The sequence below is a fragment of the Proteus sp. fly-1089 genome, from assembly GCF_040138965.1.
Lineage (GTDB): Bacteria > Pseudomonadota > Gammaproteobacteria > Enterobacterales > Enterobacteriaceae > Proteus > Proteus vulgaris_B.
This window is the reverse complement of sequence record NZ_JBEETS010000010.1, coordinates 15,265-31,650: the sequence shown is the minus strand read 5'-3', so window position 1 is coordinate 31,650 and position 16,386 is coordinate 15,265. Positions and strand designations below refer to the sequence as shown.

Here is a 16,386-nt window from a genome sequence, read left to right as displayed (position 1 = left end):
TATGTAATTAAGCAAAATAAGTTTATATAAAAATTAAGAGATCCTAATACAACTTTATTATTAAGATTATTCTTTTTATTAATGGTAGAGATATCCCTGTCTTTCATTCTCTCATTTGTTCAATTATGATTATTCCTTTCTCCAGTTGCCATTTTGGCATTCTCATTTTGATATTTATTATTTTTAAATAAGGAATAAACTGTGTCTTACACTAACAAACCAGTACCTGAAGAAATTAAACGTTGGAACTGGGGTGCTTTCATGTTTAATATTATTTGGGGTTTTGGTAATAAATCCTATCTTCCATTATTAGTACTTGTTCCTTTACTTAATCTTGTTTGGCTCTTTGTCTGTGGTATTAAAGGAAATGAATGGGCTTGGAAAAATGGTGATTACGATTCTGTTGAAACCTTTATGAAAGTGCAAGAAACATGGAATAGAGCCGGATTTATTTACTTTATTATTAGCATCATTATGGCAGTTCTTTTCTTTATTTTCTTCTTCACCACCATGATGGCAATGATCGCAACTTCTGCATCATACGGTTATTAATTCAATATATTGAGTATTGAACTCTTAATGACAATAAACCCCATAATATCTATGGGGTTTATTTGTTTAAGCGACCAAAAACCGCATTTTTTATTTTCAGTAATATTAGAAACGTTTTACCACAGTAAATCGATAATCACGCCCTACACCTGAAACTGATTCACCTAAATAAGGGTAGTAATCACGGTTAAATAAATTTGCGACAGTAAAACGAACCTCAGTATTATCTATAAAAGAAGGTTCCCAATTCGCAAATAAACCGTGGATTGCATAGCCTTTACTTTTTGGTAATGACCAATAGGTAGCATCAGGATCGGCATCCATTGGTGAACGGCGTTGAGCACCAATAAAATCACCCGTCCATCCCATATTGACATTAATACTTGGTACTTTTACACCGAGGGTGACATGTAAAGCGTCAGGCTGGATCTCCGCAATCCATGTTTTTTGACCAAACCACGGATCACGCGGTGATTGGTCACGTTTTCCTTTCATTGTGGAATACGCTAAACGACCGAATACATTAGGGCTATCATAAAAGGCTTCAATTTCCAGCCCTTGTATATGATAGCCAGGTAAATTACGGTAGTTACCGATTGATGGTGGACAATTTCCATTATGTCCATCCACCTTTTGGCTTTCACAATAAACACCTCGACGACGGAAGATTTCGTCTTTACCACGAGTATCAAACAGTGTTGTTCTTAACTGTAGTTGATCTTCTTGTTGAATAACACTTTCAAAGTCTGCAATTGCGCCAATTCGTGCCGCTCTTACCGTTTCTTTATCTAGATGGCGGCTCGTGCCTGTTAAACTAGAAATACTTCCTTGTACTTCATATTGCTCATCAATCAATGGTGCTCGCCATGTATAGGTTAAATCACCAAAGAATCTGAAATTCTTGTTCATTTTCCATAATAAACCTAAATGAGGTGTTGCCCCGCTATAAGTCACATCCGAATAATCATGACCATAATAAGGATCAGGATCTTGATAGGTAATAGCTCTGCTTCCCTTACCTTGATTTTTAACAATATCGTAACGAACACCCGGTGTTATCGTCAGATTTCTATAACTCATCGAGTCTTGAAGATAGAAACTGGTTGTCGTTTGCGTACCTTCTGGCATATAAGGGGGTGCATAATATCCATAGTTATAATTTGGATTTTTAGCTTTATCGCGTGTAAACATTAAGACATCGCGATCATTACGATGCCAACGTGTTCCCACTAATACCTTATGCTCTAAAGCACCTTGCATAACAGTGCTTTCATTTTTAATTTCAATTTGATGATTTCGATAATCTACCCAACTCTGATTTCCCATACTGCTACTAAAATAGGAGCTAGCTGTCTCTGGACGACTATCGTTTTGTTTGGTTTTTGAATAACCGTAAGTCAGCGTTAAATTGATTAAATCGGAATCAACCGGCTGAATATTCCATTTCACACTGAAGGTATCATCTTTTTGGTCACGATAAACTAATTTGCGTTTCATCGCAGCATCAAAGCCATACTTATCTACGTCAGCTTGACTAGGCTTAGCTAATTCATCACGTTTGGCAGCCCAAGGTGTCCAGCCATCACTTTCTGATCGTGATGCTGATAACGTTAATGTTTGCGCTTCAGTTAGATAGATATTGGTTTTGATTAAAAAAGAATCTTGATCGGATTGTGAATAGCCAAATTTAGTTCCATCAGGACGTCGCAAATCATCACTTTCACGGCGGTTAAAATAGAATAACCCGTCTGCTTGCCCATCAAGTAATTTACCGTATACCGCACCACTATAACGATTTTGTCTATCATTCGTATGGTGACCATATTTTAAAAACATCCCAATATTCTGATCGGGTAATAATAAGTCATCAGGATCTTTAGTTTCAATTCTTACCGAGCCACCAAATCCACCATTACCTTGAGTAATATTATGAGGGCCTTTATCGACATCAAGACGACGTATTAATTCGGGATCAATAAAAATTGAACCTTGGCGATATTTTTCAAAGGTTTTGGGTGTACCATCAAGTGTGATTTTAATATCTTCAGGATTACCCATCCCCCAGATATTTAATGTTTGACCGCCAGGTCTTGGTGATCCAGATGATGAAATTCCCGGTAATTTATCCACCAGCTCTGCAATATTATTAGGCTGAATTCGGTCGATGTCTTTTAATGTCAAAACCGTACTTCCTGCATCAACACTCGAATTGAGTTCACCTGATACGTAGATAGGTTCAATAATAATTTTTTCACGCGATTTGGGTTGCGCAGGGCTCTCTGATTTTATGGATACCGTTATTTCTGGTTTAACACTTTCAGCAGCATGGCTATTTAACGAAGTGAGTGAAGTCAATAATAATGCAATCGCTGATGATGAAAATGAAAATATCCCAATTCCCTGACGATAAACATCATTTTTTGCTAAGAAATGGATCATAATAGTAGTATCTTTCGTATGGTTATAAGTTTGATAGATAATGAGAGCTGTAACTAACAGCGCTAATTATGATAATGATAATAATTATCATTATCTAGTTTTTTTGCACTTATCACTCAATACAGATAACTACACTATTGATACATTCTTGTTAGATTTAAATCTTATCTAAAATAATATTTACAATAAATTAAACTAATTTCATTAGTTATTATTGGGTATTTAATACCCCTTATTTTCATTCCACTCATATCATTCTCTAATTGTAACTACGTATATGTCACTAAAGAAAATTTAATCATTTTTGAAAAAAAGAATAAAACAGACACGGAACAGTCTGATAATTACAATTTTGCATCTCTAACTTTCTCTTTATTTTGAAAGCTAAATAATTATTAACTCAAGTAAATTTTAGGTATTAGTTTTATATTTAAATCGTAAATAAATTAAACCATTGAAATAAAGATATTCAACGAGATAAAAATCAGCTAATAATAAAATTATATTATGAGGTAACATACGCACTTTTGAACACAAGGATGCGTCATGACAATTTATGACCTAAAACCCAAATTTCAATCTCTATTGCGCCCTTATGTAGAACGATTATTCGCAAAAGGGATCACTGCAAATCAGGTCACGCTTTCAGCCTTACTATTATCCATTGTCGTTGGTGGATTACTTTCGCTTTATCCTTATCCTCATTTATTTTTATTACTCCCTATTGTCCTCTTTTTTCGTATGGCGCTTAATGCTATCGATGGCATGCTGGCACGAGAACATAATCAAAAAAGTGCGCTTGGCGCGATATTAAATGAAGCCAGTGATGTTATTTCTGATATTGCGCTTTATCTCCCTTTTGTCCTTATTTTTCCACAAGCCTACTGGTGGATCATGCTGGCACTTTTTTTAATGATAATGACTGAGTTCTTAGGGGTTCTTGCCCAAACAATTGATGCTACTCGTCGTTATGATGGCCCAATGGGAAAAAGTGATAGAGCCTTTATTTTCGGTACTATTGCCTTTTTTATCGGATTATTCCCCTCACTGACATCATCAGAAAACACGCATTATCTTTTTATTATTATTAATTTATTACTTTTGTTGACTTGTTATCACCGAATTCATCGCGCACTAAAAGAAGCAACGATGACAGATAAAGATAAGGATACATCGTTATGAATCAACAACCGCAATATCAAACTCAAAGGAGTATGATTGAGTCTGAATTTACCACCAGCGATAAAACACCTTTGTATTATCGCCATTGGCCAGCTCAAATTACCACTGAGCCCAAAGCAATTATTTTATTTCATCGGGGTCACGAACACTCAGGCCGAGTTTCTCATCTAGTTGATGAATTAGATCTTCCTGATTTCTCAATGTTTGCTTGGGATGCTCGAGGGCATGGTAAGAATGAAGGTGCTCGCGGTTATAGCCCCTCAATGGGAACATCAATAAAAGATATCGATGAGTTCGTCCGCTATGTTGCATCTAACTGTAATATTCCGATGGCGAACATTCTTGTTGTTGGCCAAAGTGTAGGCGCTGTTTTAGTTTCAGGTTGGGTACATGATTACGCGCCAAAAATTCGCGGTATGGTATTAGCTTCCCCTGCATTTAAAGTAAAATTATATGTTCCTTTTGCACGCACAGGCCTTGCCTTGATGCAAAAAATTCGCGGACTTTTTTATGTCAATTCCTATGTAAAAGCTAAATATTTAACCCATGATCAAAGCCGTATCGACTCTTTTAATCAAGACTCGCTAATCACTCGTCCTATTGCCGTTAATATTTTATTAGAACTTTATAAAACGGCCGATCGCGTGGTTGAAGATGCAAATGCTATTACCTTACCAACACAATTATTTATTTCGGGTAATGATCATGTTGTTCACGCAAAACCCCAGCATCTTTTCTATGAGCGTTTAAATACCTCTATTAAAGAAAAGCATGTTTTACCCGGTTTTTACCACGACACCTTGGGCGAGAAAGACAGAGCAATTCCTATCAATAAAATGCGTCACTTTATTGAAACGTTGTTTGCACAACCACTTTATCAACATGATTATCAAAATGAAGATATATGGAGCCATAGTGCTGATGTTTATCGTGCATTACAGACACCACTTCCCAAATTTTGCCCCAAAAGACTCTATTACAAAGTACTCAGTCGTTCGATGAGCACGTTAGGTAAAGCATCTGAAGGTGTAGCACTCGGTTACGATAAAGGTTTTGATTCTGGATCGACACTTGATTATGTCTATCGCAATCAACCACAAGGAAAAGGCTTATTTGGTCGTATCGTTGATAAACAATATTTGAATAGTATTGGTTGGCAAGGTATTCGCCAACGTAAAATTAATCTTGAAAATACAATTCGATATGCTATTCGCCAATTAACACAAAATAATATGCCAGTACATATTATGGATATTGCTGCGGGGCAAGGTCGCTATCTTTTTGATGCGGTTAATGACTATGGTAAGGTTGATTCAATTTTAATGCGTGACTATAGCCCGATTAATGTTGAACAGGGCCGAATTGCCATTAAAGAACGCCATTTAGAAGACAAAGTACGTTTTGAAGAAGGTAACGCTTTTGATACCGAAAGCTTGAGTACTGTATCACCTTCACCAACGTTAGGGATAGTAAGCGGGCTTTATGAATTATTTCCTGAAAATCATCTACTAAAAGCATCTTTAAAAGGGTTATCACAAGCGATCCCAAGTGGAGGGTTACTGATTTACACCTGCCAACCTTGGCACCCTCAACTTGAAATGATTGCCCGTGTATTACCTAGCCACCAAGATGGTCAACCGTGGATCATGCGTTGTCGCAGTCAAGGTGAAATGGATGCATTAGTGGATGAAGCGGGTTTTGAAAAGCTCGATCAACAAATTGATCATTGGGGTATTTTTAGTGTATCGATAGCAAAACGCCGCTAATAAAGTACGCTATGGACAAATGAACTATCGCTATATGGCAACATATAGCGATAATTTTAAGCAAACTACAAAAATAGAAAAACAATAAACAAAGAAAGGAATTTAGTATGGAGGGAACTCAACGCTCTCAAATAACATCATCAAGAAAAAGTATCTGGCTTGCTGGAATTGTATGGCTGTTATTTCTAGCCCCTTTTTTCTATTTAACTTATATGCAAGTCAATACTTACACTTCTACTTTATCTGATGTTCCTTCTTTTGTTTATTCGTGGGAAAACGCTATTCCCTTTTTACCGTGGACAATCATTCCTTATTGGAGTGTAAATATTGCCTATGGTATTTCTCTACTTATATGTACAACATTAAGAGAGCAATTTATACATGGATTACGTTTAATTGTTGCCTCTCTTATAGCTTGCTCAGGTTTTTTATTATTCCCTTTAAAATTTAGCTTTATTCGCCCAACAACAGAAGGATTTTCTGGTTGGTTATTTACTCAATTAGAAGGCTTCGATTTACCTTATAACCAAGCTCCTTCTTTACACATTATTTTATTGTGGATTATTTGGTTACGTTTCCGTGCCCATACGCCTAAATCATGGCAATGGTTTTTAAATTTATGGTCATTGTTAATCGCTATTTCCGTACTCACAACATGGCAACATCATTTTATTGATATTATTACCGGCTTTGGTGTTGGCGTATTTATTTGCTATTTATTACCAATAAATTCGCGTTGGAAATGGCATTTTACTGGCAGTAAACGCAGTTTACGTATTAGTAAAAACTATGCGTTATCTGCAATGGTGTTTTACTTATTATCTTTTGGTCTGCAAGGGTTCTTTTGGATCTTTCTATGGCCAGCAATTACATTAACTTTTGTGGCTTTGGGCTATTTAGGCGCTGGTGCTTCTATTTTTCAAAAAAATATACAAGGTAAAATTCCACTTTCTGCACAGATAATTCTATTACCTTATCGCTTCTTTGCATGGTGTACTTATCGTTATTATTTAAAGCGGTGCCAAACACCGAGTTTAGTCACTGAAGGCATTTTATTAGGTGGGCGCCCTCTTTATGAACTCAACGCCAATGCGGTATTTGATTTAACTTGTGAATGGCCAAGAAATAAATTTAGTCAAAATAAGCTTTATTTAGCACAGCCTCAAATCGATTTATTGCCTTTATCTCCAGATGATATTAACAAAGCAATGTTATCAATGGAGCAACTAAATCAAGCGGGTACTGTTTATATTCATTGCAAGCTAGGCTATTCGCGTAGTGCTACCGTTGTTGTTGCTTGGTTGGTTTATAATGGCACAGTAGCAACGTTAGAAGAGGCGATAAAAAAAGTCTCTCAAGCTCGTCCTCAAGTTATTTTAAATCCCGAAACACGAGAGGCGCTACAAATTTGGTATTCACATTTTCAGCACATTAAATAACGAGAAAACCATGTTAACCACTAAAACTAGCGGTAAAGTCATTATCTCTTTAACACAAAGTTGGCGTTATTTGCTGTTTTTATCGCTTTTTCCTTATTTGAGTACATGGCCTATATTTAGCCTCCACTTTCATCATCAACTGACTTTTTTTGTTGCTTCTTTTTTATTTTTATTTACCCAATACTTTCTTTTTCGTTTATGGCTTGATAATCACTTTTTTCAAGCACTGTATCGCTATCAAGATGATGTTAGCTTTGATAAAAGCCTTTCTACACTATTTCCTAAACGCCCCCAAAAACAGACAATGGAAACCCGTTGGCTAGGGACTAAGCGTCTATTCTCTTTTGCAATAATTGGAATTTCAATTCAATGGATATGGTGTTTGGCAATGCTCTTTTTTACGCTTTTTAGTAATTAAAAGGCTTAAGTGATAACTTTATTTAGTATATAAAACAATATGTTATAACAATTAAGCATAAGGATTTATATCAAATTAATTGAATATTTCTATCACAGTAATTCTTTTCTCAAAAAAATGACTCATGTTACTATCATTTACCTTACAAATTATTTGTTATGAGTATTATGGAAAACACCGCACCACAAACGTCACTTAGTAAAGGCCTTATTTTGCTAATGGCCGTTGCCACAGGCATGGTTGTCGCCAGTAACTACTACGCACAACCTCTACTTGATTCTATCGCAAATTATTTTCATATATCAGCGACTTTAGCCGGATTTATTGTCACCACGGCGCAACTCAGTTATGCCGTAGGACTGATGTTATTAGTACCTTTAGGCGATATTTTTGAACGCCGTTCACTCATTATTACCATGACATTAATTTCTGCCAGTGGGCTATTAATTACGGCGATGGCAACAAATATTTGGGTGATGTTAATAGGTACCGCACTCTCTGGTATGTTCTCTGTTGTCGCTCAAATTCTGGTTCCTTTTGCAGCCACTCTAGCCGCACCACACCAACGAGGAAAAGCCGTTGGCACGATTATGAGTGGCCTTTTGTTGGGTATTTTACTGGCTAGAACAGTGTCTGGGCTGATGGCGTCATTTACAAATTGGCAAGGTATTTTCTGGGTTGCAAGTGTTTTTCTAACAATCTTAGCTATTACGTTATGGCGTTGTTTACCCACTTATAAAAGCCAAACAGATTTAAATTACTTTCAGTTATTAGGTTCTATCTTCAAATTATTTGTTACAACCCCTGTACTTCGAACTCGTTCATTAATTGGTGCACTGATTTTTGCCCACTTTGGCTTATTGTGGACATCGATGGCCTTTTTGCTGGCAGCAGATCCGTTTAACTACTCTGATGCAGTTATTGGATTGTTTGGTCTTGTAGGTGCTGCAGGCGCATTAATGGCAGGAAAAGCAGGCGTATTAGTCGATAAAGGGAAAGGCAAGAAAACCACCACAATAGGGTTAATTATCCTCCTTTTGTCTTGGGGTTTTATTATTATCGCGCCTTATTATCACTGGGTTGGGCTCATCAGCTTTATTATTGGCGTTGTCCTGCTAGACTTAGCTGTTCAGGGTGTACATGTCACGAATCAAAGCACCATTTATCGTATTTTACCTGATGCTAGAAACCGCCTAACTGCAGCATATATGACAAGCTATTTTATTGGTGGGGCATTAGGCTCTTTATTATCAGGTTATGCCTATCATCAATATGGGTGGATGGGCGTTTCTATTGCTGGACTGGCCATTGGCATTATCGGTCTTATTGTTTGGTTATTAGGTTATAAAAATGATCCAATAATCCATGCTGAATAATTTTCAGACCCAAGGATGGGTTATATTATTCCTACAATCCCACTCTAATCAGAATAAAATGTGAATGTTTTAACAGCGTGATTACTATTGATGTATATCATCATCCCATTCTTTATTAAGAAAATTATATCAATCTTATCAATAAAGCACTGTATGAATAATTTCAACAAGGTATTATCCATATAGTAACCATTAGTGATTAAAATAAATTTATTACGTGTTTTATCGTAAAAAACGATCCGTTTTTTCGCAAATAGACTACTATTCATTGTCAGATAAGTGATAAATTGATTTTATTAACTTATTGCAAAGAGATAAGTACCTATCCTTTTTTTTGTGTTATCATTCAAAAAATTTATGAATCAGGTAACATAATCAAAAAAACATAGTGACTATAAATAATAAAAATTGCTAAATTGTGTGTTTAATATACCATTTAACATGTTGATAACAGCATTATCCTAATTTTCGAAACTAACAAGGTGTCTAAAAATGGAAAGCTCATTTACGCCAACAGAAGAATTACTAAACACTCGCGCTACACAACAGAAATCGCTTAACAAAGATATCCCTTATCAAGAAATTTTGTTAACTCGTCTTTCTATGCATGTTCAAAGCAAACTTCTTGAAAGTCGTAATAATATGTTGAAGTCTCAGGGTATTAACGAGACGTTATTTATGGCACTAATGATTTTAGATACAACAGAAAATCGAAGTATTCAACCTTCAGAGCTAAGTGCTGCACTGGGCTCTTCAAGAACAAATGCAACACGTATTGCTGATGAACTTGAAAAACAAGGTTGGATTGAGCGCCGTGAAAGTCATAATGACCGTCGTTGTTTGCATCTTCACTTAACAGATGCTGGTGAAGAATTTTTAAATAGTTTGTTACCTCCACAGCATCAATGTTTAAAACAAATCTGGTCTGTTTTAGATCAACAGGAACAAAAGCAACTTGAAACGCTAATGCGTAAGTTGTTATTACAACTGGATACTTTGGCTGAAAAAGGGTGTGAATAAGTCATATAATAAATAGTTTTATTGATCTAATCCTATTTACGCCATAAATCGGCAAACATACTTACCCATTAGCATTTATAATTTACCTTCACGCTAATAATTATTCTAAGATTGACTTTATAATTATGTTTCCAGTTTCAATACTGGAAACATATCTAATGATGTTTTTCTGGTTTTATGGAGATCTTCTAAATGAGTGTTAATGAGGAAAATACCCCCCCTCAGGCTCCCATTCGCAATAAAAAACGAACTCGCCGAAATGTTCTACTGTTGCTAACTATTCTATTTATTTTTGCTGGGGTGGCTTACGCCGCTTATTGGTTTATTGTGTTAAGACATCATGAAACAACTGATAATGCTTATGTCACAGGCAATCAAATCATGATTATGCCGCAAATTTCTGGTTCTGTTACCACCGTTTATGTTGATAACACCGATTTTGTGAAAGCGGGTGACCCTTTAGTTTTATTAGATTCAAGTGATGAAAAACTGGCTTTAGAAAAAGCAAAAACCGCATTAGCGAATAGTGTTCGTCAAATGCATCAACAAATCATTAATGGTCGCCAATTAAAAGCAAACATCGTTTTGCGCGAAACCGAGCTGACTAAATTACAAAATGACCTTCGCCGCCGTGAAGTTTTAGGCGAACGCAATGTGATTGGTAAAGAAGAACTTCAACACGCCAGAGAAGCTGTTTCCACTGCAAGGGCTGCTTTAGAAGTTGCTAAAGAACAATACAATGCTAATCAAGCGATTATCTTAAATACACCAATTACACAGCAACCTTCTGTTTTACAAGCATCAACCGATGTTCGTAATGCATGGCTCGCTTTAGAACGCACTAAAATTTTAAGTCCAACAGATGGTTATGTTTCACGTCGTAGCGTTCAAGTAGGTGCACAAGTCGCACCGGGTAAACCTTTAATGGCTATTGTTCCCGTAACAGGTATGTGGATTGATGCCAATTTTAAAGAAACCCAGCTCGCTAATATGCGTATCGGCCAACCAGCAAAAATCACAACTGACTTTTATGGTAAAAAAGTGATTTATCATGGCACTGTATTAGGTTTAGATATGGGAACCGGAAGTGCTTTTTCATTATTACCAGCTCAAAATGCTAGTGGTAACTGGATAAAAGTTGTTCAGCGCTTACCTGTTCGTATTTCGTTAGATGAAAAAGAATTAGCAGAAAAACCACTGCGTATTGGTCTTTCTTCTGAAGTTACCGTTGATACGATTAACCTCGATGGAAAAGTATTATCACACAGCGAACGCCAAGTACCTGCGTATCATACTGATGCATTAACTATTGATATGTCAGCGATTAATGAACTGATCAATGAAATTATTGAACAGAATGCGGGACAATAAAGGCGAGGTGTAAAGGTGATTAAAGAGCCATTACAAGGAGGAAAACTTGCCTTAATGACCATCGCCCTTGCGTTGGCTACCTTTATGCAAGTTCTCGATTCTACAATCGCTAACGTTGCTATTCCAACAATTGCAGGAAACTTAGGTGCCTCTAACTCACAAGGTACTTGGGTTATTACCTCTTTTGGTGTAGCAAATGCCATTTCTATCCCAATTACAGGTTGGTTAGCAAAACGCATTGGTGAAGTTCGACTCTTTATGTGGTCAACGGCACTTTTTGCATTAACATCTTGGCTTTGTGGTATTTCACAAAGTCTTGAAATGCTGATTTTCTTTCGTGTGCTTCAAGGGTTGGTCGCTGGGCCACTAATTCCTTTATCACAAAGTTTATTATTGAATAACTATCCACCAGCTAAGCGAAATATGGCACTTGCGCTATGGTCAGTGACCATTGTTGTAGCGCCAATTTTAGGCCCCATTTTAGGTGGCTATATTAGTGATAACTACCATTGGGGATGGATATTCTTTATTAACGTTCCATTTGGTGTGTTGATTATTATGTGTATATCAAACACCTTAGCTGGGCGAGAAACAAAAACCGAAATTAAACCAATTGATACCATTGGTCTTGTTTTGCTTGTTGTTGGTATAGGTGCTTTACAAATCATGCTCGATCAAGGTAAAGAGCTTGATTGGTTTAACTCAACAGAAATTATTGTACTCACCATTGTGGCGGTTGTTGCCCTTAGCTTTTTAATTGTGTGGGAGCTTACAGACGATCATCCAGTAATAGATCTTTCACTCTTTAAAAGTCGAAACTTTACCATTGGGTGTGTCACACTCAGCCTCGCTTATATGATCTATTTCGGTACCATCGTTTTACTGCCACTGCTTTTACAAGAAGTCTTTGGCTATACAGCAACATGGGCGGGATTAGCATCAGCATCGGTAGGTTTATTACCTTTAATTATCACACCGATTATAGGTAAGTTTGGTGGTAAAGTGGATTTACGCTATATCATCAGCTTTAGCTTTATTATGTTTTCTGTGTGTTTTTATTGGCGAGCTTATACCTTCGAACCAGGAATGGATTTTGCCACTGTGGCATGGCCTCAATTCTGGCAAGGTTTAGCCGTTGCGTGTTTCTTTATGCCATTAACAACAATGACATTATCTGGGTTACCCCCAGAAAAAATGGCATCAGCGTCAAGCCTTTCGAATTTCTTAAGAACATTAGCAGGGGCAATTGGTGCATCGTTAACTACTACAATTTGGACACAAAGAGAATCACTTCACCATGAAACCTTTGTAGAAAAAATTAATCCACTTGATCCTGATTCACAAATGGCATTCCAGCAAATGAATGATCTTGGTCTTTCAAATGAACAAGCATCTGCCTATTTAGCGAAAACCATTACAGAACAAGGATTAATTATTTCAGCCAATGAGATTTTCTGGTTAGCAGCGGGCATTTTCCTTATCATGATGATTGTGGTTTGGTTTGCTAAACCACCATTCTCTCCAGGAAAATAATGCGATTCATGTAGAGCTTATATATAAAAAAACCGCTTAAATCACAATAACTAAGCGGTTTTTTATCATTCTTTATTTAAAACTATAAAGCAATTAGCCTTGGTGCTGACGCCACCATTCTGCTAATAATACACCTGAAGCAACAGAAACATTTAAGCTCTCTACGTGTCCTGTTCCGCCGATGTAAATACTCATATCACCTTGATTTAAAGTGCTTTCACTTAAGCCATCTTTCTCTTGACCTAGGATAAGCACCATTTTTGCTGGTAATTGTGCTTTTGATAATGGCACACTGCCTTTATGACTTGATGTTGCCACCAACGTATAACCCGCTTTTTTAAATTTATCTAAAGTTTGAGCAAAGTTATCAGCATCAATACCTTGGATATATTCAGCACCACCTTCTGCGGTACGAACAGCCGCACCAGATTCTAATACAGCAGAATCAGGAGAGATAACCCCTTTTACGCCAAAGTGCGCGCAACTACGCATAATTGCACCTACGTTATGTGGATTACCTACATCTTCCAGTGCTAATACACAATCACTCTCAGGCGCATCTTTCAGGTAAGTTTCTGCATCATGACCAACACGCTTTTTAATTAAGAAGCATACGCCACCATGGTGATCGGTACGGGCGGCTTTGACCATCTCTTCTTCTTCAACAACGTGATAGGCTTTGCGATTTGCAGCCATCCATTTTAATGCATCACGAAAACGTGGTGTAACGTCTTGTAAAAACCAAGCTCGAACAATCGCATCAGGACGATTTTTAAACATTGCCTGACAGGCATTTTCACCATAAATACGCGTTTCTTCTAAGCGCTGACGACGAAGTTGTTCAGGATCGATTTGGCTCTTACCAGTAATGCCATCGTGCTCTTTTATTGCCTCTTCACCAGCAGGGCGAGAAACGGTTTTCCATGGAGAAAAACCTCCGCCTTCGCTATCGCGAGAAGGCTTTGATTCATTACGTGATGCGCCACGCCCTGAAGGCTTACCTGCACCGCGGTCATCACGACGAGAAAATTTGTTATCACCACGTCTGTTATCGCGATTTTTGTCGTCACGGTTATCACCGCGTCTGTTGTCACGACTGTCACCACGACCATTTTCAGGACGACGGGATGGTTTTTTAGGTTTATTATCGGCATTGTCCTCACTACGGACATACATCACTTTTACTTTGCCGTTTTTACCTTCATAAGAATCGTTCATTTGTCTCTCCAACTGCAATAGGGGCGCAGATTACATGATAGTTTAGCAACTGTCACCGAGAGAATCACGCAGAGTAAGAGATAAATCTATATCAAAAAACTCTCTCTTTAAAAATAAGATTAGATTTAACTTTTTTTTAATAAAAAAAAACCAGTATATCAATATGTAAGAGAGCTATTCATAACTAGATTTAACAAAATTAAAAAGTGTATCCATGATCAATTTTTTCCTAAAATCATGATTAAATACAACTTGGCCTTCATCAGTCTGGTCAAGAAAATTTTTTCCTGTATTTTGTAATACTGTTTTTATTGTGGATGTTAAATCAGCTGTTTTTTTATCATTTAATTTATTCAATTCATTTTGTAAACTACTAATATAATTAAGCACAAAAAGACCACATCCATTAGGTACATTTTTTTGTAAATTATATTCTATATTGAAAGTATTAAATTTCTTTTCTTCTAGTCTAGTTAATAATTTATGACGTTCATCATTTCTTTTTTGGAGTGAAGGTAATGAGTCACATAAAAAACAGCTATCTTTATAAGTAAATAATGCAACCCAATGATTATTGTTGACTAAAATTACGTAATTTTTTAATTCATCGGATTTTTTGTCATTTTCTATTTTTTTAAGTATTGTTTCATAATGACCAATATCACATTGATAGGGTTGAAATGAAGCCCAAGATTGTAATTCTGATGAAGAGATATAACGATTATTACTACTTACGCTTTCAGTACTATTGCTCAACACACTATCATTACATTTTATATTTAAATAGTTATCAATCGCAGAGATAAAAACATTATCCCTTTTTCCCTGTTGTTCAGCAATCTCATTCCCACAAGCCATAGCACTTAATAAAGGTCGTTCTTTGAAATATTCTCTATCACCTTTTACTTTTACTTCATAGAGTGATTTAATTAATTCCTTAATATATCCTCTTATTGAATCACTTAATTTTGAATAAATTAAGTAGAGTTGATTTGTTGCATGTAGGCTTATTTTTATATCATCATGAAACATGATATTTATTAAATGATCTAAATCTTTTAAATTTCCATTCCTTACTAAATCAGCAAGTTCATTTATTTGACTTTTAGCAATATCAAGATTAAAACTCAAACTATCATTATTAAAAAATTGAATATCAAAAACATCAACTAGATTTTTAATTTTATTATCATTATTACACTGTTGATTAGAAGAAAAAGAGATTGGTATTGTTTTCATAAATCACCATAAGTTATTAAATAATAATAATAATCCTATTGCCATCCCGTAAATTTACTTTCATAAAAAAAACAACTGATAGTAGACTTTTGGGTATCATGATAAAATCCGTTCCTTTTTTATTAGTGTTGGTTTATTTGCTATGCATGACAATGCAGTCTCTCGAATTCGTCAATATCGACTTTCGATTTCTACTCGTCCTTTTAAAGCGCGTGGTTTTCGTACAAAACGTTGTTCTTTTTGCTTATTACCCGAAAAACAGTGCCTTTGTGACACAATTGTCAGCCAACCAGCAAAAAGCCAATTTTGTTTATTGATGTATGATACCGAAGTAATGAAACCAAGTAATACAGGAAAACTAATTGCCGATGTATTACCAGACACGCAGGCTTTTTTATGGTCCCGTACTACTCCTGAACCGGCCTTGCTTGATCTCATCAATACACCGGATAAGCAAGCTTATGTTGTCTTCCCTGAAAGCTATGCTTCAAGTGAACGTGTTGTATACAACCAGCTTCCTGTTAATAGCAAACCCCCTCTGTTTATCCTTTTAGATGGAACATGGAGTGAAGCTCGTAAAATGTTTCGTAAAAGCCCTTACCTCGATTCATTGCCTATTTTTTCACTTAATGAAGCCAGTAAATGTGATTACGTTCTTCGCCAAGCCACAAGAGAAGATCAACATTGTACTGCTGAAGTAGCTGCGTCTATTTTAGAAAATGTGGGTGATATAAGTGCATCACAACAACTCTTTTCTCATTTTAGTTACTTTCGTCAACAATATTTAATCGGAAAACCAGACCGCCGTCAGGCAAAAGAAGAGTAAATCAGCT

General features: G+C 36.3%; 13 protein-coding genes. 10 read left to right on the top strand and 3 right to left on the bottom strand.

Going from position 1 to position 16,386, the window contains the following annotated elements:
- Positions 1 to 201 precede the first annotated feature (201 nt).
- Complete coding sequence (locus ABN080_RS17175; protein WP_196553458.1) at positions 202 to 552, top strand: ribonuclease G; 351 nt, start codon at positions 202 to 204, stop codon at positions 550 to 552.
- A 105-nt stretch (positions 553 to 657) separates the two neighbouring features.
- On the opposite strand, the gene ABN080_RS17170 is transcribed toward ABN080_RS17175, so the two are convergent.
- Entirely contained in the window at positions 658 to 2,991 is a 2,334-nt protein-coding gene (locus ABN080_RS17170; RefSeq protein ID WP_349441607.1) for a TonB-dependent hemoglobin/transferrin/lactoferrin family receptor, read from the bottom strand.
- Positions 2,992 to 3,537: 546 nt separating this feature from the next.
- Between ABN080_RS17170 and ABN080_RS17165 the strand changes: the two genes are divergently transcribed.
- The 8 genes from ABN080_RS17165 (at position 3,538) to emrB (ending at position 13,096) form a co-directional block, all read left to right on the top strand.
- The gene (locus ABN080_RS17165; protein WP_349439797.1) at positions 3,538 to 4,173 is read left to right on the top strand and encodes a CDP-alcohol phosphatidyltransferase family protein; all 636 of its coding nucleotides are present in this window, start codon (positions 3,538 to 3,540) and stop codon (positions 4,171 to 4,173) included.
- Positions 4,170 to 5,939 (top strand): bifunctional alpha/beta hydrolase/class I SAM-dependent methyltransferase, encoded by a 1,770-nt coding sequence (locus tag ABN080_RS17160; protein ID WP_349441606.1) that lies wholly within the window; start codon positions 4,170 to 4,172, stop codon positions 5,937 to 5,939. The genes ABN080_RS17165 and ABN080_RS17160 overlap by 4 nt, the downstream gene beginning before the upstream one ends.
- Before the next feature lie 107 nt (positions 5,940 to 6,046).
- Positions 6,047 to 7,378 (top strand): phosphatase PAP2/dual specificity phosphatase family protein, encoded by a 1,332-nt coding sequence (locus tag ABN080_RS17155; protein ID WP_349441605.1) that lies wholly within the window; start codon positions 6,047 to 6,049, stop codon positions 7,376 to 7,378.
- A gap of 10 nt (positions 7,379 to 7,388) precedes the next feature.
- A complete protein-coding gene (locus tag ABN080_RS17150) occupies positions 7,389 to 7,796 on the top strand; it encodes a hypothetical protein (protein WP_349439794.1) in 408 nt (135 codons plus the stop codon).
- 167 nt (positions 7,797 to 7,963) lie between these two features.
- The gene (locus tag ABN080_RS17145) at positions 7,964 to 9,172 is read left to right on the top strand and encodes an MFS transporter (RefSeq protein ID WP_072070266.1); all 1,209 of its coding nucleotides are present in this window, start codon (positions 7,964 to 7,966) and stop codon (positions 9,170 to 9,172) included.
- 492 nt (positions 9,173 to 9,664) lie between these two features.
- Entirely contained in the window at positions 9,665 to 10,192 is a 528-nt protein-coding gene (mprA, locus tag ABN080_RS17140; protein ID WP_197269448.1) for a transcriptional repressor MprA, read from the top strand.
- Between the two features lie 192 nt (positions 10,193 to 10,384).
- Positions 10,385 to 11,563 (top strand): multidrug efflux MFS transporter periplasmic adaptor subunit EmrA, encoded by a 1,179-nt coding sequence (gene emrA, locus ABN080_RS17135; RefSeq protein WP_349441604.1) that lies wholly within the window; start codon positions 10,385 to 10,387, stop codon positions 11,561 to 11,563.
- Positions 11,564 to 11,578: 15 nt separating this feature from the next.
- Positions 11,579 to 13,096, top strand: coding sequence for a multidrug efflux MFS transporter permease subunit EmrB (gene emrB / locus ABN080_RS17130; RefSeq protein WP_072070269.1), 1,518 nt, complete (start codon positions 11,579 to 11,581; stop codon positions 13,094 to 13,096).
- A gap of 93 nt (positions 13,097 to 13,189) precedes the next feature.
- Here emrB and ABN080_RS17125 read toward each other — a convergent pair whose 3' ends face one another.
- Together ABN080_RS17125 and ABN080_RS17120 are read right to left on the bottom strand one after the other, a co-directional pair.
- Entirely contained in the window at positions 13,190 to 14,314 is a 1,125-nt protein-coding gene (locus ABN080_RS17125; RefSeq protein WP_349441603.1) for a tRNA/rRNA methyltransferase, read from the bottom strand.
- 174 nt (positions 14,315 to 14,488) lie between these two features.
- Positions 14,489 to 15,553 (bottom strand): C48 family peptidase, encoded by a 1,065-nt coding sequence (locus ABN080_RS17120; RefSeq protein WP_349441602.1) that lies wholly within the window; start codon positions 15,551 to 15,553, stop codon positions 14,489 to 14,491.
- A gap of 142 nt (positions 15,554 to 15,695) precedes the next feature.
- Between ABN080_RS17120 and ABN080_RS17115 the strand changes: the two genes are divergently transcribed.
- Positions 15,696 to 16,379, top strand: a complete 684-nt coding sequence (locus ABN080_RS17115) for a tRNA-uridine aminocarboxypropyltransferase (protein ID WP_349441601.1) — start codon at positions 15,696 to 15,698, stop codon at positions 16,377 to 16,379.
- Positions 16,380 to 16,386: the final 7 nt, after the last annotated feature.

Excerpts from the sequence above, each read along its gene's own strand:
- ABN080_RS17170 (WP_349441607.1), bottom strand. The coding sequence starts at position 2,991 with ATGATCCATTTCTTAGCAAAAAATGATGTTTATCGTCAGGGAATTGGG.
- ABN080_RS17165 (WP_349439797.1), top strand. The coding sequence starts at position 3,538 with ATGACAATTTATGACCTAAAACCCAAATTTCAATCTCTATTGCGCCCT.
- ABN080_RS17160 (WP_349441606.1), top strand. The coding sequence starts at position 4,170 with ATGAATCAACAACCGCAATATCAAACTCAAAGGAGTATGATTGAGTCT.
- ABN080_RS17155 (WP_349441605.1), top strand. The coding sequence starts at position 6,047 with ATGGAGGGAACTCAACGCTCTCAAATAACATCATCAAGAAAAAGTATC.
- ABN080_RS17150 (WP_349439794.1), top strand. The coding sequence starts at position 7,389 with ATGTTAACCACTAAAACTAGCGGTAAAGTCATTATCTCTTTAACACAA.
- ABN080_RS17145 (WP_072070266.1), top strand. The coding sequence starts at position 7,964 with ATGGAAAACACCGCACCACAAACGTCACTTAGTAAAGGCCTTATTTTG.
- mprA (WP_197269448.1), top strand. The coding sequence starts at position 9,665 with ATGGAAAGCTCATTTACGCCAACAGAAGAATTACTAAACACTCGCGCT.
- emrA (WP_349441604.1), top strand. The coding sequence starts at position 10,385 with ATGAGTGTTAATGAGGAAAATACCCCCCCTCAGGCTCCCATTCGCAAT.
- ABN080_RS17125 (WP_349441603.1), bottom strand. The coding sequence starts at position 14,314 with ATGAACGATTCTTATGAAGGTAAAAACGGCAAAGTAAAAGTGATGTAT.
- ABN080_RS17120 (WP_349441602.1), bottom strand. The coding sequence starts at position 15,553 with ATGAAAACAATACCAATCTCTTTTTCTTCTAATCAACAGTGTAATAAT.
- ABN080_RS17115 (WP_349441601.1), top strand. The coding sequence starts at position 15,696 with ATGCATGACAATGCAGTCTCTCGAATTCGTCAATATCGACTTTCGATT.